Annotated in this window: 20 protein-coding genes; 6 read left to right on the top strand and 14 right to left on the bottom strand. The window is 32.9% G+C overall.

Features of this window, described 5'->3' with window-relative positions:
• Positions 1-42 precede the first annotated feature (42 nt).
• Together RCH18_RS01900 and RCH18_RS01895 are read right to left on the bottom strand one after the other, a co-directional pair.
• Positions 43-852 (bottom strand): lysophospholipid acyltransferase family protein, encoded by an 810-nt coding sequence (locus RCH18_RS01900; protein ID WP_326935075.1) that lies wholly within the window; start codon positions 850-852, stop codon positions 43-45.
• A gap of 82 nt (positions 853-934) precedes the next feature.
• Positions 935-1,585: an NUDIX hydrolase gene (locus RCH18_RS01895; protein ID WP_326935074.1), complete on the bottom strand. Its 651-nt coding sequence runs from the start codon at positions 1,583-1,585 to the stop codon at positions 935-937.
• Positions 1,586-1,677: 92 nt separating this feature from the next.
• Between RCH18_RS01895 and RCH18_RS01890 the strand changes: the two genes are divergently transcribed.
• Complete coding sequence (locus RCH18_RS01890) at positions 1,678-2,118, top strand: DUF4268 domain-containing protein (protein ID WP_326935073.1); 441 nt, start codon at positions 1,678-1,680, stop codon at positions 2,116-2,118.
• A 361-nt stretch (positions 2,119-2,479) separates the two neighbouring features.
• Here the strand turns inward: RCH18_RS01890 and RCH18_RS01885 are convergent, their stop codons facing one another.
• Genes RCH18_RS01885 through mnmA form a run of 4 tightly spaced genes read right to left on the bottom strand, consistent with a single transcriptional unit; the run spans position 2,480 to position 6,714 of the window.
• Positions 2,480-2,893, bottom strand: coding sequence for a hypothetical protein (locus RCH18_RS01885; protein WP_326935072.1), 414 nt, complete (start codon positions 2,891-2,893; stop codon positions 2,480-2,482).
• Positions 2,894-2,896: 3 nt separating this feature from the next.
• Positions 2,897-3,841 (bottom strand): NAD(P)H-dependent flavin oxidoreductase, encoded by a 945-nt coding sequence (locus RCH18_RS01880; RefSeq protein WP_326935071.1) that lies wholly within the window; start codon positions 3,839-3,841, stop codon positions 2,897-2,899.
• A gap of 12 nt (positions 3,842-3,853) precedes the next feature.
• Positions 3,854-5,467, bottom strand: a complete 1,614-nt coding sequence (locus RCH18_RS01875; RefSeq protein ID WP_326935070.1) for a S8 family serine peptidase — start codon at positions 5,465-5,467, stop codon at positions 3,854-3,856.
• A gap of 59 nt (positions 5,468-5,526) precedes the next feature.
• Complete coding sequence (gene mnmA / locus RCH18_RS01870) at positions 5,527-6,714, bottom strand: tRNA 2-thiouridine(34) synthase MnmA (protein WP_326935069.1); 1,188 nt, start codon at positions 6,712-6,714, stop codon at positions 5,527-5,529.
• A gap of 241 nt (positions 6,715-6,955) precedes the next feature.
• On the opposite strand from mnmA, the gene RCH18_RS01865 reads away from it, so the two are divergent.
• The 3 genes from RCH18_RS01865 (at position 6,956) to RCH18_RS01855 (ending at position 10,532) form a co-directional block, all read left to right on the top strand.
• The gene (locus tag RCH18_RS01865; protein WP_326935068.1) at positions 6,956-7,330 is read left to right on the top strand and encodes a hypothetical protein; all 375 of its coding nucleotides are present in this window, start codon (positions 6,956-6,958) and stop codon (positions 7,328-7,330) included.
• Positions 7,331-7,451: 121 nt separating this feature from the next.
• A complete protein-coding gene (locus RCH18_RS01860) occupies positions 7,452-8,300 on the top strand; it encodes a hypothetical protein (RefSeq protein ID WP_326935067.1) in 849 nt (282 codons plus the stop codon).
• A gap of 216 nt (positions 8,301-8,516) precedes the next feature.
• Positions 8,517-10,532 (top strand): TonB-dependent receptor, encoded by a 2,016-nt coding sequence (locus tag RCH18_RS01855; RefSeq protein ID WP_326935066.1) that lies wholly within the window; start codon positions 8,517-8,519, stop codon positions 10,530-10,532.
• A 176-nt stretch (positions 10,533-10,708) separates the two neighbouring features.
• Here RCH18_RS01855 and nadB read toward each other — a convergent pair whose 3' ends face one another.
• The 8 genes from nadB to ric form a co-directional block, all read right to left on the bottom strand.
• The gene (nadB, locus tag RCH18_RS01850) at positions 10,709-12,247 is read right to left on the bottom strand and encodes an L-aspartate oxidase (protein ID WP_326935065.1); all 1,539 of its coding nucleotides are present in this window, start codon (positions 12,245-12,247) and stop codon (positions 10,709-10,711) included.
• A complete protein-coding gene (gene nadA, locus RCH18_RS01845) occupies positions 12,247-13,176 on the bottom strand; it encodes a quinolinate synthase NadA (RefSeq protein ID WP_326935064.1) in 930 nt (309 codons plus the stop codon). The genes nadB and nadA overlap by 1 nt, the downstream gene beginning before the upstream one ends.
• Before the next feature lie 222 nt (positions 13,177-13,398).
• Positions 13,399-13,833 carry an RrF2 family transcriptional regulator gene (locus RCH18_RS01840; RefSeq protein WP_326935063.1) on the bottom strand — a complete coding sequence of 145 codons (435 nt, stop codon included), beginning with the start codon at positions 13,831-13,833 and terminating at the stop codon, positions 13,399-13,401.
• A gap of 74 nt (positions 13,834-13,907) precedes the next feature.
• Positions 13,908-14,375, bottom strand: coding sequence for a hemerythrin domain-containing protein (locus tag RCH18_RS01835; RefSeq protein WP_326935062.1), 468 nt, complete (start codon positions 14,373-14,375; stop codon positions 13,908-13,910).
• 208 nt (positions 14,376-14,583) lie between these two features.
• Positions 14,584-15,276 carry an anaerobic ribonucleoside-triphosphate reductase activating protein gene (locus tag RCH18_RS01830; RefSeq protein WP_326935061.1) on the bottom strand — a complete coding sequence of 231 codons (693 nt, stop codon included), beginning with the start codon at positions 15,274-15,276 and terminating at the stop codon, positions 14,584-14,586.
• A complete protein-coding gene (gene nrdD / locus RCH18_RS01825; protein ID WP_326935060.1) occupies positions 15,260-15,424 on the bottom strand; it encodes an anaerobic ribonucleoside-triphosphate reductase in 165 nt (54 codons plus the stop codon). Before nrdD ends, RCH18_RS01830 begins: the two co-directional genes overlap by 17 nt.
• A 160-nt stretch (positions 15,425-15,584) precedes the next feature.
• Positions 15,585-17,714, bottom strand: a complete 2,130-nt coding sequence (locus RCH18_RS01820) for a ribonucleoside triphosphate reductase (protein ID WP_326935059.1) — start codon at positions 17,712-17,714, stop codon at positions 15,585-15,587.
• Between the two features lie 305 nt (positions 17,715-18,019).
• The gene (gene ric / locus RCH18_RS01815; protein WP_326935058.1) at positions 18,020-18,751 is read right to left on the bottom strand and encodes an iron-sulfur cluster repair di-iron protein; all 732 of its coding nucleotides are present in this window, start codon (positions 18,749-18,751) and stop codon (positions 18,020-18,022) included.
• A gap of 300 nt (positions 18,752-19,051) precedes the next feature.
• Between ric and RCH18_RS01810 the strand changes: the two genes are divergently transcribed.
• Together RCH18_RS01810 and RCH18_RS01805 are read left to right on the top strand one after the other, a co-directional pair.
• Positions 19,052-19,486, top strand: a complete 435-nt coding sequence (locus RCH18_RS01810; protein WP_326935057.1) for a c-type cytochrome — start codon at positions 19,052-19,054, stop codon at positions 19,484-19,486.
• Between the two features lie 112 nt (positions 19,487-19,598).
• A complete protein-coding gene (locus tag RCH18_RS01805; RefSeq protein WP_326935056.1) occupies positions 19,599-20,948 on the top strand; it encodes a cbb3-type cytochrome c oxidase subunit I in 1,350 nt (449 codons plus the stop codon).
• Positions 20,949-21,072: the final 124 nt, after the last annotated feature.

The following is a 21,072-nucleotide window of genomic DNA, read 5'->3' as shown; positions in this document are numbered from 1 at the left end:
TTAGAGTTGATATGATGTGATATTAAACTTACTGTAACTAATTTAATATTCCCATTTTCGAGTTTTATCTAACTCTTGTTGTTCGTGTAAAATCTCAGCAGGAATTACCTTAAGAAATGAGCTGTGCTGTTCAATAGCATACTCTACTTTTTCTACTATTTGATCGATAGTATCGTTATCATAATCAATATTTAAAGGCTCCTTAATTATAAACGACTGCAGAATGCCTTTCTTTTTCATTCGTAAACCCTTTTTATCAAATGAGCGGCGAAAACCATCAATTACAATAGGCACTACAATAGGACGATGCTGTTTAATAATATGTGCAGTCCCTTTACGAACAGGCTTAAATGATTTAGTCGTCCCTTGAGGGAAGGTGATAACCCAACCGTCATTTAAAGCAATTTTAATATTTTCAGTATCATCAGGATTGATATCTTTTTTCTCTAAAACATCTACACCTTTAGCTCTCCAAGTCCGCTCCACTGAGACTGCTCCAGCATAAGCCATAATTCGAGTTAGCAATCCAGCTTGCATGGTTTCCTTAGCAGCTACATAATAGATATTCATTTTAGGTTGCCAGAGATATCCAATATTTTTTATGTTATCCTCTCGCCCACTAAGACTGGCATTAAAAACATGAAACATAGCTACCACATCAGCAAAGTAGGTTTGATGATTAGATATAAAAAGCACATTAGTATTAGGTAAACTTCTAATAATTTCTGATCCTTCTATTTGCAATTCATTGAAACCTCTATACCTTCTATGCGTACTAACACCAAAAAGACGGATTAACCATTTCTTTATAAATAATATATGCCCAAAGGGATTTCGCTTAAACAATCGCATTATTTTATTTATTTTATTCTTTTCTTTACAATAATACGAAAATAATAATTGATGATTTTTTAAAAAAAAAGATATTTTACAATTAAAACGAGGGATTTAAAACCTCATTTAATACATCTTTTAATTCGCTTAACATCATTGCTGTAGCACCCCAAACAATCTTATTTTCAATTTTAAAAGCTGTAATGTCTATATCGCCAAGATAAGAAGTGCTAACATTAGTTTCTATAACAATTGAATCGTTTAATAAAACGGATAATGGCAACTCAATGATTGCTGAAACCTCATTAGGATCAGGAATGAAAGTAAGCTTTTCTCTACTGATTCCCAAAAAAGGATGAACCATAAAATTACTAGGTGTGATGTATAGTTTAGTAAATGATTTTACAATTTCAATTTTTTCGGGACTGATTCCAATTTCCTCTTGTGTTTCTCGGAGTGCTGTAAATGCAAAATCTTGATCTTCTTGCTCATATTTTCCGCCAGGAAATGCAATTTGAGCAGAATGTATTCCTTTATACGTATTTCGAATAATTAAAATGATGTGAGCTTTATTATCTTTAGGATAGCACAGCATCATAACGCCAGCCATTTTTGGATTTTTATTGGTATCGTTTAATTTCTCATAATGTTGAAGTCGTTCTAAAGGTCCCATTTTTTCATGCGACTTAAATGCCGGCAATGAAACATCAATTAATTTAGGAACATACTGTAAAAATTCTTGAAAATTCATATTCAAAGTCTATTTTTGCAAATTACATTTATTAATAAATATAGGTAGAAAATTTAGTAAGCCCAATTTTCTTGCCTTAAAATTCATCACTAATGTACAGTAGAGAAGAAACTCAAAGATTGAAACGCGAATTCTGGGTCGAATTTGCACAGAAATATCCACGAAAATGGTTGTTGTATGATACTAAAATTAAAGACTTCTCCTTTAAATTCTATGTTGATAATAAAAAAGCACAAGTTTTAATTGACATCGAACATCGCAGTGACGAAAAAAGAATTGCTTATTTTGAAAAACTAGTAGCTTTGAAAAATATTCTTGAAGAAGAGTTTGTAAAAGACTTAGTTTTTGAAAAAGAATACACTTTAGAAAGTGGTAAAAACATCAGTCGGGTTTGGATTGAAAAACTGGGTGTTGGCGTAAGCAATAGAAAAAACTGGGATCAAATTTTTACATTTTATAATGAAAAAATGAGCGCTTTAGAAGATTTTTATGCTGATTACGATTCTTTTATTAAAGATATTGAAATACTTTAATTATGCTGATTTAAATTTATAAAAAACTCTTATTTATTCTTAATTCTTGTATGTTGTATTATTATGCAATTTTCAAATAAGTAACTAGAGTTTTGTCTAAAAGCTCTTTTATTCGTTGTCGCATTTTAATTTAAGGATCATTTCATTAATTACTATTTTTCATGGGAATTTGACGAATTTGATTTGCAATAAAAATTCTTTTTAAAAGAAACGAACAAAACGGTTGAAACAAAAAGCGCGGTTCGTCTAGGCGAAAACGCCCAGAATATTTTAAAAGGATTTTATCAAAAACTTAGATGTACACTTTAATTTTTAGATGCTGATTTTTAAAGGAAGTAATGCTATTTTAATAGCAACGCTGCTACAGCATACTAAAAATATTATAGTTTATAATTCTGTTACCGTAATTTATGTAAAGTTGTTTTCTATTTTCTTGCTTTTTTCTCGTAACAATAGACACTGTACAATTTGTACCTTCATTATCAATACATGTAAAGGAATACACAATATCAGATTCATTTTCCTCTATAGGTTGATAGGTTACAATATCAAAAAGTTGAATTATTTGAGAATATATAATGATTCGGCTTTTGTCAGTATCTAATGAAACTAAAATATCAGCCAAACTTAAATCAGACCATTTACCCCATTTCCCTTTTTCATTTTTCTCTAAAACGCTAAAACTTGAAGTCTTAAATTTATAGGTTTGCCCAAAGCTGCTTTGAAACCCTAAGACTAGAATAAGCAGTAAAATAATTTGTTTAATTCTTGTCATTATTTAAAATCCAAATGTGGTTAATTCTTTTTTTGCAATCTCATAATCAGTTATCATTTCTTCAATAATGGCTGCTACTGGTTGAATTTGATGGATCAACCCAGCAACTTGACCTATTTCTAGTTCGCCCTCTACTAAATCACCTTCAAACATTCCTCTTTTTGCTCTTGCTCGACCTAGTAACGTGAGAAGTTCCTCTTTTGATGGATTTTTTTGATATAAATCTTGAATATCTTGATAAAATTTGTTTTTAATAAGGCGAACGGGTGCTAATTCTTTTAAGGTAAGCTGCGTGTCCCCTTCATTGACATTTATTACTTTATGTTTAAAATTATCGTGTGCTGATGATTCAATTGATGCAGCAAATCTACTACCCACTTGAACACCATCAGCACCAAGGATCATTGCGGCCAGCATTCCTCGGCCAGTGGCAATTCCGCCTGCGGCAATAATGGGAACTGAAATTTTTTCTTTCACCATAGGAATCAGCGTAAATGTGGTTGTTTCTTCTCTTCCATTATGACCGCCAGCTTCGAAACCTTCGGCGACAATAGCATCTACGCCTGCATTTTGTGCTTTTAATCCAAATGCGGAACTGCTCACTACATGAACAACTGTTATACCGTTTTCTTTTAAAAATGAGGTCCAAGTTTTAGGATTTCCAGCTGATGTAAATACAATTTTCACCCCTTCCTCTATAATGATTTTCATTATTTCTTCGATGTTAGGATAAAGCATTGGCACATTGACACCAAAAGGTTTTGAGGTTGCTTTTTTACATTTTATAATGTGTTCGCGTAGCACTTCTGGATACATTGATCCAGCACCAATCAGTCCTAAACCGCCAGCATTACTAACTGCACTTGCTAATTTGTAACCACTATTCCAAATCATTCCTCCCTGAATAATTGGATATTTAATTTTAAAAAGTTGGGTGATTTTATTCATGTAGGTATATGCCTATTGTTTTATAATTTTTCCTGATTTAGAAAAATTATCTGATTCCATTTTGTATAAATAAATTCCTTTATCTAATGATTTTAAAGAAACCGTTGGTGAATTAACACTAACTATTTGTTCCATCATTTTCTGACCTACAGTGTTGTATATAAATAATGTTCCCACTATAACTTTTTCAGGAAATACTATTCTAATTACATCACTAGTTGGGTTAGGATAAACAATAAATTCATCTGAAATTACGGCATTTAACACCAATTGCTTGCTTAATGCTAAATCAAAATCAGGAATTCCATATCCAAACTGATTATTTGGATTGGCATAACGATCTGAAGCTTGAATAACGATATTGCGAATTTGCTGGTTAGTCATTTGCGGAAGCGCTTGCCATAAACTCGCTATCATTCCCGCCATGATAGGTGCAGAAAAAGAAGTGCCATTAGCAACTCCTATATTTCCAGTTTCATCAGAGACGACCGATAATTGACCCTGAGCCATAACTTCTGGCTTTATCCTTTGATCAAATGATGGTCCTATTGAACTAAATGACACTCTATTTTTAACTGAATTAACTGCACCAACAGCAATTACTGAAACAGCATCTGCGGGAACAGCAATATGCGGATTAGAATTTGAAGAACCTGAATTACCAGCTGAAGCCACGACAATCATACCACGACTAAAAGCAATTTCTGCGCCGCGAGACATAAAAGCTGTGGCACCATTCATTTCAGTATAGGTATGATTGTACGCGGTATTATCAAAGTCAAAATAGCCTAGTGATGTATTAATAATGTCTACGCCAAGGCTATCCGCTTTTTCAGCTGCCTCAACCCAAAGCGATTCTTCAATAGGATTTTCAGAATTATCATCCTCAGTAACGAATAAATAATACGAAGCATCTGGCGCGGTACCAATCAATGCATTTTCTTTATAGCCTCCCATGGTTGATAATACTAATGTGCCATGAGAATCCCCTGAATAAAAATTGGAGTTTCGCAATACAAAATTGTATCCTCCCATAATTTTATTATTATCTCGTAATCTCTGGAAAGGTTGTGCAGTATTAACTCCAGGAAATCCTGCATCCATGATTGCTATAATTTTTCCTGAACCTGTAAAATTTTGCTGATGCAAAACTTGTCCATTCAACATCTCGATTTGGTTCGCAGAATTACCATAAGCAAAGTCAATTTTTGTCTTTTCTGATTTATCGACGCGTTTTATCTTGGTAGTTTTTGCGATTTTAGCAGATTTATTCAATACTTTGTTCGCAAAATCTACTTTACTTACAAATGGTAACATCGCTAGGGTATTTAAATCAGCTTGACTTCCGCGTACATGAATAGCATTAAGCCATTTCGATTTGGCTAAAACAGTAATACCTGCTTTAGCTTTTATTTGATTAATATAAGATGCATCAATAGGAATATCTTTTAAATCTAACACTATCTTTTGATTGGTTCTCCTATCTAATGCTCTTTGAGATAGCATGGATAAAGGCGCGTCAAGATAGGCTTGACTATTGGATTTAGATTTAAAATAAACCCATGCATCTTGCTGAGCAAATCCTAAGGTGGAAATTAATAAAAAAATTAGGTATCGTTTTCTCATAGTATAAGTCTTTGCTAGGATAAATATGTACTGTAAACGATGATAGGGTAAAAGTAATATTATGAAATCACTCCTGATCCAATTAATTCATCTTCTAAATACCAGGCTGCAAATTGTCCTTCGGTAATTGCTGATTGTGGTTCATCAAATTCGATGTACATGGCATTTTCAAATTGATATAAAGTTGCTTTTTGCAAAGGTTGCCTGTATCTAATTCGAACCATATACTCCACACGTTCCCCATTGGCTAAAGCCAAATCGTTACGAATCCAGTGCACCTCTTCATTTTCGATTTTGAGTGCTTTTTTAAACAATCCAGGGTGTTGACTTGTTAAACCAGTGTAAATAGTATTACTCGTAACGTTAGTTGCAATAATAAATAAAGGATCAGTCGTGCCACCAACATTCAAACCTTTACGTTGACCAGTAGTAAAATAATGTGCTCCTTGATGCTTCCCTACTATTTTTCCCATTTGTTCAATATAAGGGAAATGCTTAGATGCTGCAATCAAATTTTCTTTTAAAGTAAGATTATCAGGTTTATTAAAAGAATAAATTGGATCATTTTTATCAATTTGTATAATCAAACCTTCTTTTGGTTGTAATTTTTGCTGTAAAAATTCTGGCAAACGCACTTTTCCTATAAAGCATAATCCTTGAGAATCTTTCTTATCGGCAGTAATCAAATCCATTTGCGCTGCGATTTCTCGCACCTCAGGTTTTGTTAATTCTCCTATAGGAAATAATGATTTTGCCAATTGCTCTTGTGATAATTGACATAAAAAATAGGATTGATCTTTATTACCATCGGCACCCGATTTTAATTGATAAACGGTTTCGCCATTAATCTCTAATTCAGTTTTGCGACAGTAGTGACCCGTTGCCACAAAATCAGCTCCAAGACTTAATGCAATTTTCATGAAAACATCAAATTTTATTTCGCGATTACAAAGAACATCAGGATTTGGAGTACGCCCTTTTTCATATTCATTGAACATATAGTCAACAATTTTCTCTTTGTATTGCTCGCTTAAATCTACTGTTTGAAAAGGAATACCCAGTTTTTCTGCCACAAGTAAAGCATCGTTGCTATCCTCTAACCATGGACATTCATTAGAAATGGTAACAGAATCGTCATGCCAATTCTTCATAAAAAGACCAATTACTTCATAACCTTGCTGTTGCAACAAATACGCTGCAACACTTGAATCTACTCCTCCTGAAAGTCCTACAACAACACGCTTCATCTTCAAAAAATTATAATTTTATACGGTTGCAAAGTTACAAATATTTAAAATAGAAAATAGTCAGAATGAAAGCGAACAATTTCAGTTCTTCAATTAAGATCGCATCTGGAATAACTATCGATAATCCGTATTTCAAACCAACCGTTTAAGTTCCTAAATTACTGTTTAATAAATTTCAAATTAATCAGCAAACATGATAAAAGTCATGCAAATCACTGCCTTGTGATACTATCTTTGTTTTGTGAAAAAAGCGGTACTGATATTAGCATTAATTCTACTTTTAAAACCAATATTACCGGTTTTTGAATATGTGATTAATTATGATTATATCGCAAAAGTGCTTTGCATAAATAAAGACAAACCTAAATTACATTGTAACGGAAAATGTTACTTGATGAAGGAATTGGCAAAAAACTCTGAAAGTGAAAATCCTATTTCAACAAATAAGAAAATGTCTTCTCAAGAAACGGTAGTAGTATTTTTTCAAGAAATTTACTTACTTACAATTGCACCGCTTTATTTTCATCAAACTAAAGAAGCAAATAGTGCTTATTCTAATTTGTATTCTTACAAAATCACCAAGTCTGTTTTTCACCCACCCACCGTTATTTCATAAATTTTAAAAAAATATGTGTTTTCGTCTGATTTTTTCAAATGGACGATAGCTCATGGCTACAATTGTTTGAAAAAAGAAAATCCTTTCAAACCCACTCCATATAAACTTAAATAAAAATAAAATGAAATTTCAATTAAAAAATATAGTAGCTCTACTGGCTATCCTTTTCGTTTTTTCTTCTTGCACAAATGATGACGCACCAGTTACAGCTAACGAATTAAATGGATTAAGTAAAGTTCAAGAACTTACAAATGACACTCATGTTGTAGAGCTTTATTCAGCTACTGGAGCTTTTCAACAAGGACATAATCTAATTTCTTTGCGAATTAAGAACAAAACCTCTAATACTTACGAAAAAGAGGCAATCATTACTTGGACGCCATTAATGAAAATGACAACAATGTCACACGCCTGCCCTTATTCTGCAATTACTAAAACAACAGGAAAAGAAACTATATATAACGGTTACATTGTTTTTCAAATGGCTGAAAACACCATGGAGCATTGGTTTCTAACTGTTATTTATACTATTAATGGTGTTTCTTACACCGCTACTGGTCAAATTGCTGTTCCTGCTTCTGCCAAACAAAGAGTAACAAACTTTACTGGAACTGATGGAACTAAATATCTCTTGGCATTAATCGAACCTACAAATCCAAAAGTAGCTACAAATGACATGACTGTTGGTGTTTTTAAGATGGCCTCTATGATATCATATCCAGTAGTTGACCGTTTTAAAGTTAAAATTGACCCAAGAATGCCAAGTATGGGAAATCACGGTTCTCCTAATAATATAGATTTAACACAGTCTGCTAACGATAAATTATACCGTGGAAAATTATCTCTGACCATGACAGGATATTGGAAAATTAACTTACAACTATTGAATGCTAGCAATGAAGTATTGAAAGGCGAAGCTATTACTGTCGCTGTTCCTGCAAGTAGTATTTACTTTGAAGTGGAATTCTAAAATAACCTAATCAGTTTAAATATCACGATTCGAATTTGTTTTACAGTCACAAAGTAGCCAAGGTTTGTTGCTTTTGACCTATCAAAAAGTTATAGAATACTATTTGTGTCTTAGTGGCAAATGAATCAAAACTATCGTCATTCGTGCTAGAAAAATTTTCCTATATAAAAAAGGTCAAAAGCCTATTTATTTTGACCTTTTTAACATCTATTTATTATGAAAAAGACAGTACTCTTTATAGCTTTACATTTTATTGTTGCAGTTTCGCTTTATTCACAAGAAAAAGTGAAAGATACTACTACACCAAAGGACTTAAACGAAGTTATTGTAATTGGTAGAAAGTCTCAATTAAGCCAAAAGCAAGTCAAACCATTAGCCACAATTGAGGAATATTTGCAGCAATCTGGTAAAATCGAAATGATTAAAAGAGGCGGATATGCATGGGAGCCAATCATTAATAATATGGCAACTGAACGCACTTTAATTACCATTGATGGCATGCGAATCTTTGGTGCTTGCACCGATAAAATGGACCCAATTACCTCTTATATCGAAATTTCTAATTTATCTGAAGCTACTATAAAATCAGGCCAACAAGGCTCTTGCCATGGTGCTACAATTGGCGGCGCTATTGATTTAAAAAGAAATCGAAGCAGTTTTAATGATTTAGGTTGGAAGGCTTCTGTTAACTCTGGTTTTGAAACCAATAGCAATCAGAAAATTTTTGGAACAGCAGTTAATTATGTCGACAAAACTTTTTATGTTGATACTGACTTTATGCATCGTGATGCCGGTAATTATAAAGGTGGTGATAATCAAGAAGTTTTGTTTTCACAGTTTCGAAAATTTAATATTTCTGTCACATCTGGATTTCTTTTAAATGAAAATAAACTTATTGAAGGCTCAATTATTTATGACAAAGCAACGGATGTAGGTTATCCTGCTTTACCAATGGATATCTCATTGGCGGAAGCCTTAATTACCTCATTGAAGTTTGAATATACTCCAAAATCAGAAAAGATTAGCTCGGATCTCGCAATGACAAGTTGGGAAACAAAAATATATTACAACACCATTACGCACAGAATGGATGATACAAAACGACCATTTGTCCCTATTCACATGGATATGCCAGGCTGGAGTGATACTTATGGATTTTATTCGAAAGTAAAAGGAGTTTTTGAAAATCATCATTTTATTGCAGATTTAAACTCGTTTTATAATCGTTCTATTGCCGAAATGACAATGTATCCAAGTGACCCAAACGAGAATTTGATGTTTATGTTTACTTGGCCTGATGTAAGGACTTTTTACGGAAGCCTATTTTTAGAAGATAATATCGCTTTGAATTCTAATTCTAGTTTGAAATTTTCCGCAAGTCTTGCCCATCATTTCAATGAAGTTGCAGATGAATTGGGTTTAGAAAGTTTACAAATTTTCTATCCAAACATGAGTGAAAGCAAAAGCCGAGTCTTGAATAGTGTTTCGTCTAATTATGCATATAGTCAAAAAGGTTTTGAATATGGTTTTGGTGTAGCATACGGCGAGCGTGCTCCATCAGTTTCTGAAGGATATGGCTTTTATTTATTCAATAGTTTTGATCAATATGATTACATTGGCAATCCTGGATTAAAAAATGAGAGTTCAATAGAAGGAAATGCTTCTTTAGGTTATTCAACAAAAAAGTTCTCTACTAAACTCACGTCTTCTTATTTTCATATTTCTAATTATATCGTAGGAAAACCAGATGCAACTGTACTACCAATGACTATAGGTGCCAGTGGAATAAAAATTTATACAGCATTAGATTATGCTGCTATTATTAACACTGATTTGAATCTTGAATACCAAATTAATGATCATTTTAAAACAAAAGGACAATTGGTTTACAACTACGGGAAAGATTTTGAAGATAAAAATTTGCCATTTATCAGTCCGTTGCGCTATTCCGCATCATTAAATTATAAAATAGATCGTTTTTCATCTGAAATTATGGTGCAAGGAAATGCAACGCAATCTCAATTTAGCCCTTTCTATGGAGAAGACAGAACGCCCGATTATGCAATTTTAAATCTTGCTACCAGCTACTTGTTTGCGATAGATGGAAGCAAATTGAATGTGAGAGCGGGAATTGAAAATATCTTAGACACTTATTATTCTACTTTTTCAGATTGGAATAATATTCCTAGAAGTGGAAGAAATTTCTATTTGAATGTAACTTTTTCTTATTAGTAATTTTAATGGTTTAAAAAGAAACACTGTCAAAGTGTCTTATTGCATCTGTTTGTTAAAACAAATTGCACAGATTTCCACTGATTAATAGTTGAAGTTTGTGCAATTTTTTTGTTGTAAAAAATGATTTGGATTACTTTATATCGAATCGGACTAAAATATAAATTCGTTTGGTATTAGATCTTATTACTGTACTCATATTTTACAAAACCACCACGATTTTCTTTTCTTTCGATAGATTGTTGTACGATTAAGTTTCCGACAGTAATCATATTGAGCAATTCGAATAGTTCGGTGGTGATTTGATAGTTTTTACATATTATCTCTAATTCAATTTGCCATTGTACTAGTTGCTCTTTTGCTTTAAGCAAATCAGTATCATAACGTACAATTCCTGCATTTTGACGCATCAAAAGTTGAAATTTACTTTTAAAAGTAGCGAGATATTCTGGCTTTACAATAGCTTTTAATGCTAAGTCCCATTCTGAAATAGAACTATATTCTAGTTTGTTTTCAAAAGAAACTTCGGCTAAATAATTATATATTTTATCAGCATATACTAGAGCTTCTAATAAGGAATTAGATGCTAATCGATTTGCTCCATGTAGGCCTGTTCTAGAGCATTCGCCACACGCAAATAAGTTTTTTATATCTGTTTTTCCGTTTTTATCCACTACAATTCCACCGCAAAGATAATGTTGAGCTGGAATTACTGGAATCCAATCTCTGGCGATGTCAATTCCATTTTTCTTGCATCGGTCATAAATCATCGGAAAATGTTTAACGAAAGCAGCTAAATCTAAATGTGTACAATCTAGATAAACACAATCATCGCCAGATTTTTTAAGTTCTAAATCGATGCTTTGAGAAACGATATCGCGTGAAGCTAGTTCAGCTCTTTCGTCATAATCAAGCATGAATCTATTTGCGTTTTTGGTACGCAAATGGGCGCCAAAACCTCGAACTGCCTCTGAAATTAAAAATTTAGAACTAATAGAATCTTCGTGTAAAGCTGTAGGATGAAATTGGATAAATTCCATATCCTCTATGGTAGCTTTAGCTCTAAAAGCCATAGCAATTCCATCGCCTGTCGCAATTACTGGGTTAGTTGTATGTCCGTAAATATGCCCAATACCACCGGTGGCAAGCAATGTATAATCTGATAGAAATGTGATAATTTCTTTCGTTTTTTGATTCAAAACATAAGCACCGAAACATTGTTTATTTGCTGCAATTAAGTCCAATGCAAAATGATAGTCTAAAACAGTGATATTCGCTTTTTGATTTACTTGTTCTAAAATAGCACGCTCTATTTCATAACCCGTTTGGTCTTTATGATGCACTACTCTGTTTTCAGAATGTCCGCCTTCTTTACCTAAATCAAAATTACCTTTGGTTATTGTATCAAATTTAGCTCCCCACTCAATGAGTTCATTTAATCGTTTTGGCCCTTCGGTAATAACCATTTTAACCACATCAGAATCACATAATCCATCTCCACAAATTAGCGTATCTTCGATATGTTTCTGGTAGGAATCTTGAGTTTCATCGGTGACAATGGCTATTCCTCCCTGTGCATATTTAGTATTAGATTCATCCGCATTCGACTTGGTTACAATTGTCACTTTTTTATTTGGAAATCGATCCGCAATTTTGATGGCAAAAGTAAGTCCAGCGACGCCTGAACCAATAATTAGGTAATTTGTATCAACCATTATTTAGACAATTTGAGCATGCGTTCAATGGGAATTAATGCTTTTTTTCTGATGCTTTCTGGAACATCAATTTCGGGAGTTTCATTGAGCAAACAGTCATAGACTTTTTGAAGTGTATTCATTTTCATATAACCACATTCGCTGCAAGCACAAGTATTATCCTCTTTGGCTGGAGCCGGAATTAATATTTTATCAGGCACTTCTTGTTGCATTTTATGAAGAATTCCTGCTTCAGTGGCTACAATAAATTTGGTATTCGAATTCGTTTTCACATAATCGATCATTCCAGCAGTTGAACCAATATAACTTGCCGTTTCTAAAATATGCGTTTCAGATTCAGGGTGTGCAATAATAGTTGCGTCAGGATGAAGTTTATATACTTCAATTAATTTATCCAATGAAAAAGCTTCATGAACAACACAAGAACCATCCCAGAGTAACATATCGCGACCCGTTTTACTGATGATATATTTTCCTAAATTCTTATCTGGCGCAAAAATAATAGGAGTCTCTTTTGGAATTGATTCTACGATTTTCACTGCATTTGATGACGTACAAACAATATCACTCAAGGCTTTTACCTCAGCGGAACAATTCACGTATGTTATAACAATATGATTGGGATGTTGATTCACAAATTTTTCGAATAAATCTGGCGGACAAGATTCTGCTAACGAACAGCCGGCCTTCAAATCTGGAAGGATTACTTTTTTGGTTGGATTTAATATTTTGGCCGTTTCAGCCATAAAATGTACTCCTGCAAATAAAATAATATCAGCATCTACTTTCATCGCCTCTTGGGACAATCCTAAGCTATCACCTACATAATCAGCTACATCTTGAATAGCAGCTTCTTGATAATAATGAGCTAAAATAACAGCATTTTTTTCTTTTTTTAATGCTACTATTTGGTCTTTAAGACTATTCATTTTTATTTATTTTAAATTCTATAATTCATTATAATTTGTAAATACCTCTACAATAATTTAATAATTATTGTAAAGGTATTTTGTGCTTTTAGATTGGAAGCATCCATACTTTAACATAATCCAAGCATCATTTTTAATTTTTGAAGCCAATTCTGTATGATCAAATAAGTAACTATACTTTTTCAAAACTTTACTATTTGACACAATTATTAGCATTTAAAATTAATATCTTAAAAAAGTATCTCCTGATTTAATTCCCAAGGCTAACTCTTCTAGATTAGTATTTTCTAACATGTGTACTAATTCGTTTCTAATCAATTTAAATTTGTCATGAACTGGACAAGGATGATCTTCAGAACAGCTGTTTAATCCTAAACCACATCCTGTAAAAACGCGATCCCCGTCTAATGCAGTCACAATTTGAGCGAGTGTTATCTGTTTCATTGCCAATTTTGAGATTTCAAAACCACCACCTACTCCTTTAATGGAGTTTATAATTGAACTTTTTGATAAAATCTGTAGAATTTTCGCTGTAAATGCCTCCGGAGAATCTATTTTTTTAGCAATATCTTTTAGTCCTACTCTAGTATTTTGATAGGATTGCGATGCGATAAAAATAGTGGCTCGGATTCCATATTCACAGGTTTTAGAAAACATAATTAATTATTTACGAATGGATTAAAAAATAGTTTTCTTGTTTGATAAATTTATATTTTTTGAAAGTATTGATTTTATGACGTCCAAAAAGGATCTTCATTATTTTCAACAAAAAGTTCATGAGTATGAATTTTTGCAATTTCAACTAATTGTTCTTTAGAAGCTTCATTTTGAACTTCTGGAAATAAAACACGCTCCTCAAAACGAATGTGCTTTTCTAGCTCTTCCTCGATACGTCCTAATGTTTTCACTAAATCAGTATTTTGACTGAATAACCTTTTTAAACGTCTATGATCAGTTAATGCTTGTTTTACCAATTCATTTTTTGGATCCAAAATGATAAAAATATATTCTTCTTCTAGTTCAAAATGAGGAACTAAATGGTTTGTGAAAAACCAATCTGCATATTTCTTTATGCGTTCCACTTCAATTTGTTTTGAAAAACCTGTTCTTATTTTCCAACATAATTGCAATCCATGGTGATGATCATGGCTTAATGGCTGTAATTCCAGCGCTCTTTTTAGGGGTTTATTTGAAATCATATTCTAAATATTTAAATCTCCCAGAAACGATTATAGACCTCAATTCAGCACAAAAAACTAATTTACGGTAATGGATCTTATGTGAAAAACCATTGCCTACAACTGATTTAGATTATTTTACGTTTTGACAGAAGTTATCAATAAATGATGGCTCACATAAAATTTTAATACACTTCCAAAGATACACTTTCAAAAAGACATTTGCATCCTATTTACCTCGAAAGTGTACTTTAATATTTGCAGATGAAAGATTTTCTCGTTCTATTTCATTACTTGAAAATCCCAGTTTTTCTAAGGTAGTTGCTCCATTCATAAAATGCTGAATATAATAATTGCCTTGATAATTTTGTTTTTCTAAATACTGAATCATTTGGCGCAGTTGATTTTTGTCAATCAAATCAGAGTGTACCGTAGTTCGAACTTCAAACGAAAGACCACTTTCAATTAACATCCTAACCGATTTTTGAAAAGGAAGAAAAAAATTAGATTGTGTTATTTTTTCAAAATGAGCAGGCATCGCTTTAAAATCGAGTGCTACGTAATCAATTAATTTTTTGGTAATCAATTCTTGTAAAACAATTGGTTTTGAACCGTTCGTATCAATTTTGACCAAAAAACCCATTTTTTTGACTTTGCCAATGAGTTCCAAAATATTTTTATGCAACAAGCATTCGCCTCCGCTAAAAACGACGGCGTCCAATAAGTTTTTTCGCGAATTAAGAAAGATAAGTGTTTTTTCGAATGAAATACTGCCTTTCCCTAGAACAATTTCCGGGTTATAGCAATACAAACAACGCATATTACAGCCCGAAAACCAAAGAATGCAGGCTGATTTATGCGTGTAATCTAACAGCGTAAATGGCGTTATGCTGTAAATAGGATAACTAACATTTCCCTTCATTGAAGTGAGTTCGTTGTTTGTGTTCTCCTTTTTTCCCAATATTAAAACTCTCTACAGGTCTATGATACCCCATTACTCTGGTGTACACTAAGCATTTAGTTCTCAAATGTTGGTTTTTTTCTAGAATTGGATTTGTGGTTGTTTTCATAGTTATTAAGTTTAAAAGTTTAAAGTTTAAGGTTTAAGGATAAAAGTTTAAGGATAAAGGTTTAAGGATAAAGGTTTAAGGATTCGTTGCAAAACTCGTTGTTTCTTAAATGTATAGCGATTAGGGATTCGTTATACCTATTTAGGAACAAAAAAATTCTTTATAGGTTTTTAAGTACTTCCTTTGAAGTTCCTTCTAGTTGAGTGAAATCGCTCATCAATACATCATCACATTTGGGACAATATTCATGTTCCCCCGTTAAATATCCATGAACTGGACATACGCTAAATACAGGAGTAACTGTAATATAAGGCAATTTGAAATTTGACAATACTTTCTTGACAAACTGCTTACAAGCTTCGGGAGAGCTGATTTTTTCACTCATGTATAAGTGTAAAACGGTTCCACCTGTATATTTACATTGCAATTCATCCTGCAAAAATAAAGCTTCAAATGGATCCTCGGTGTGATTTACTGGAATTTGAGAACTATTAGTATAATAAATATTTTCTTCCTGTCCCGCTTGAAAAATATTAGGGAAGCGTTTCTTATCTTCTTTGGCAAATCGATACGTTGTTCCTTCCGCTGGAGTAGCTTCTAGATTGTATAGATTTCCTGTTTCTTCTTGGAATTCTTTCATTCGATCTCTAATGTGTTCCAGAATCTCGGAAGCAAATTCAATTCCAGAATCAGCTGTAATTGTATCTTTATTCTCCGTAAAATTTAGGATCATTTCGTTCATTCCGTTTACACCAATGGTGGAAAAATGATTTCTAAAGTGTTGTAAATACCTTTTAGTATATGGATACAAACCTCGATCGTACATTTCTTGAATAAATACGCGTTTTTTCTCTAAAGTAGATTTGGATATATATAATAATCGATCTAATTGTTGGTATAATTCTGCTTTATTTCCTTTGAATAAATAACCCAAACGCGCCATATTAATGGTGACTACACCAATACTTCCCGTCATTTCGGCACTTCCAAAAAGTCCGTTTCCCCTTTTTAATAATTCACGCAAGTCCAATTGCAAACGACAGCACATACTACGAACCGCATTGGGTTTATAAGCATTCGGGTTTTCTACTTTATTACCGTTTTCGTCTAAACTGTATTGACTTCCTATAAAATTCTGGAAGTAAGAAGAACCTATTTTAGCAGTATTTTCAAAAAGTAAATCGGTATTCTCTCCATCCCAATCAAATTCTTCGGTGATATTAACGGTTGGAATTGGGAATGTAAAAGGTTGCCCGTTAGCATCACCTTCAGTCATTACAGTATAATATGCTTTGTTGATAAGGTTCATCTCTTTCTGAAAATGCTCATAACGTAAATCAGTTACTTTTGTAACGCCTCGCTCTTTAGCTCTTAGCAAAACATCATAATCAAAATTACTTTCGAAAAAGTGAAAATCATTCTTGGTTGGAATTTGCGTTTTTAAATCATCAGGAACTATCCAATCCAAAGTAATATTAGTAAAGGGTGATTGTCCCCAACGTGCGGGAACATTCAAATTGTAAACAAAACTGCGAACAGCTTTTAATACTTCTGTAAAATCTAAATTATCTTTAAAAACGTAAGGAGCTAAATAGGTGTCAAATGAACTAAAAGCTTGCGCTCCCGCCCATTCGCTTTGCAAAATTCCTAGGAAATTCGACATTTGCCCCAGTGCCTCTCTAAAGTGTGATGGTGCTTTACTTTCTACCCTACCACGAACACCATTAAAACCTTCGTTAAGCAAAACTCGTAAGCTCCAACCCGCACAATATCCGGTCAAACAGTCTAAATCATGAATATGAATATCACCATTACGATGCGCATAGCCTTCCTCTTTAGTATATACTTTATCTAACCAGTAATTAGCGATTACTTTACCAGCAACATTATTGACTAAGCCTGCATTAGAGTACGAAGTATTCGCATTAGCATTAATACGCCAATCAGTTTGACTGATGTATTCCTCAATAGTTTGCGTGCTATCTACATAAGTCGTGTCTTCATTTAAACCATGTAGATGCTCGCGTTGCAATTTTCGAGTGTGTCTAAACAACATGAAGGAACGCATCACCTCAAAGTAGTTTTTTTCGAAAAGTATTTTCTCGATTAAATCCTGAACTTCTTCAACAGCCCACGTTTCCTTATATTCTAGTCTTAAAACGACATTTTCAAAAATCGATTCATCAATAGCGATGGAAACACTTTGAAAACTTTTTTCAATCGCATCTTTAATTTTAAATAGTTCAAAAGGTTTATATTCACCGTTTCTTTTGATAACGTATTTTTCCATAGCATTTGGTTGGCTTTTGGTTAGTATTAATTCATTGTGCCACTAAGACAATAAGTCGCAAAGATTTTTGTTCTTCCATTTAAAATAAAACCACATAGAATCATAGGAATTTGGAAATAAAAAAGGGTTTTAGATTTAATTTAGAGATCTCAACTTTTAAAAAGAAATGATTGCTAAATATGCCTTAATTATTATTATTTATCTATGTTTCTATGTGGTATAGAAGTGCTTCAAAGATTTACGAACCTTGCTTATTCAAAAAGATGAATTTACTTTTTGGTTTACGTATCCTTGAGTTCAATTACTTATTTTTGATCAGCAAATTTTTGTTCTAAAATAGCAGCAGCTGGGAACAAAATGTTGTTTTCTAAGTGGATATGTTTGTGTAAATCCTGTTCGAAATCAGATAACATTGCAAAAGTTACTCGGTATGTGCTACAACCATCTGCTGGAGGTGTATAGTTGTTAGTTAATTCAGCGATTTTTACAAAACGATCGCCTTCAGCTTCGTGCTCTTGCATCATCATAGCGATTGGATTTTTTACAGTTCCAAAATGAGGTGGTGCAATTACCTCATTTGTCAGACTAGCTTTTGCCAATTTTTTAATAAAAGGAAATAGCATTAACTCCTCTTTTTTCATGTGCTGCGCTAATTCACCAGCGCAACCTATGAAAAGTTCGTTAATTTCAAACAATTCAGGATGACTGGCTCCGTGTACTTTGCACAATTTGTCTAAAAAAGGAAGTAAGATTTGAGTTTTTTCTTCTACATAACGGTGATGCGTTTTTTCAATATAATCAACTAATAAATCCAGTGGCCAAGATTTAAAGTCAATACCACTATCATCTCTAGTGTTTAAAACAGTTTCTACTTCTTGTTGTAATATAGTACTATCAATATTTTTTTTATCACATGCCTCTTCAATAGACCTATTTCCTTTACAACAAAAATCAATTCCGTATTTTGAAAAAACGGCTGCTGTCCTAAAATCTTTTGCTACATATTCTCCAATTGTTATTTTCTCTAAAGTTTCCATAATTATAATTTTCGATTTAAAATATATTCACAAATGTAAATACTTTTTATCAATAAAAGACAAATTTATCCTTAATTAATCTATAAAATTTATTTGTAGTTACAGTATTCATTATTAGTCCATTACAATTTATATTTTTTTATGTGCTGTCTATAAATAGTTTATCTAAAAATTTTATAAAAAATGATTTTTATCATGTTTTAAATTTATTTTATGTGATTATTTTGCACAAGATAAATAAAAGACAATCTTGTCCTTTATCTAAAATAAATTTTTATTAACTAACAAAAACTGATAATTATGCTTTCAAAATCACAAGCAAGAGCATTTTTTTTAGGAGGAACTTTAGTCACTTTTTTAATTTTTATTGGACTGACTATCTATTCCTTCATGCCCAGAAACGATCAAACCAACTATGGTAAGATTACTAAAGAAGTTGTACGAGGAAAAGAAATTTGGGAACAAAACAATTGTATGGGTTGTCACAGTATTATGGGTGAAGGCGGCTATTATGCACCTGAGCTCACTAAAGTCTTAGAGCGTCGTGGCGAAGGTTATGTAAAGGCAGTGCTGATGTCACCCATTCCATGGAATCCAAAAGGTAGAAAAATGGTAGCCTATAAAATGAGTGAAGCGGATGCTAATGCAATGGTGGCTTATTTTGAATGGATTGGTAAAATCGACTTAAATGGTTTTGATCGAATAGTATCGCCATTAGCCAAAGAGGAAGAATAATTTAAAATACAAAAAATATGAATTCGCCAATTACAGAAAGTTTGTTAAAAATAAACACGAATAAAGAAAAAGCGATTTCATTTTTGAACGATAATAAATAAAATAAACAAAAATGAAATATAAATCACAAAAAGTAGCCTATTGGTTTTTTGCTTTGTGCATGCTATTGTTCTCGCTACAAATCATCTACGGCTTTATCATGGGCTTTGACCGCATTGGATTACAGGGACTTCATGAAATTATCCCTTTTAATACAGCAAGAGCTGTACATACTAATTTACTAGTTGTTTGGTTATTAACTGGCTTTATGGGAGCTGCCTATTATATCATTCCTGAAGAAGCGCAACGCGAATTGATAAGTGTAAAATGGGCTTATGTACAGTTGATTTCATTAGCTGTTGTAGGTGTTGTTGCCATCGTTGGTTTTCACTTCAACCACTGGGAAGGTAGAAAATTCCTTGAAATTCCACGAGAATTAGATTATTTAGTGGTTGTCAATGTACTGCTTTTCTTAGGTTTAATCTTAGGAACTTTATTTAAAGGAAAGCGCCAAACAACAACGGCTCTCATCCTTTCTATGGGACTCTTATTTGCGGCTTTGCTTTATATTCCTGGAATGATTTGGTTTGATAGTCAAGTGATGGATTCATTCTTCCGCTGGTGGGTAGTTCACTTGTGGGTTGAAGGGGTGTGGGAATTAATTATGGGAGGTATTCTTTCGTTTTTATTGATAAAATTAACTGGAGTTGATAGAGAAGTTATTGAAAAATGGTTGTACGTAATCGTTGGTCTTACTTTCCTCTCGGGAGTTTTAGGAACAGGACACCACTACTATTACATTGGAGTAAATAAAATTTGGTTAGTTGTAGGTGGTATTTTCTCAGCACTGGAACCTTTAGCATTTTTAGCCATGGCATTGTTTGCCGTAAATATGTATAGAAAAGGTGAAAAAAGTCATCCTAATAAAATCGCTTTATTCTGGACGATTGGTTCAGCTATCGTTTCATTTGTAGGTGCAGGATTGTTAGGATTTGCACACACTTTACCACAAACAAACTTATATACACATGGAACTTTAGTTACGGCTATGCATGCGCATTATGCTTTCTGGGGTGCTTATGCGATGATTGTTTTAGCAATTATTAGTTACGCTTTACCTAATCTTACAGGACGTAAACGCTATGAAAGTTCACAAGGAATGTCCGCTTTTTGGCTTTCTAATATAGGAATACTAGGAATGACAGTCGCTTTTGGGGTTGCTGGTGTAGCTCAAGTATACATGGAACGTAAAATGAAAATGGATTTTATGGATGTTCAAAACGAAATCAGTATTCACTTTGTCGTTTTACTGATCTGTGCCACTATGTTTACTGTTGGAATTGGACTTTTTATCTACGATTTTGTAAAATACGGATTGCCTACAGATGAAGCTTTAATTGGCGAAAACGAAAGCAACGATTAGAACATTATAAAAAGAATGTAAAACGAGATTCAGTTGCACTTCGTAAAAATTTTTTAAAGTGAAAGTTGAATTTAAAATTTCCAGAATGCTTTAGCTACCGTTTTCAAGATTTGCATTTCCGAAA

It is taken from the genome of Flavobacterium sp. PL11, from assembly GCF_035985025.1.
GTDB lineage: Bacteria > Bacteroidota > Bacteroidia > Flavobacteriales > Flavobacteriaceae > Flavobacterium.
This window is presented reverse-complemented; position numbering and strand designations above follow the sequence as displayed.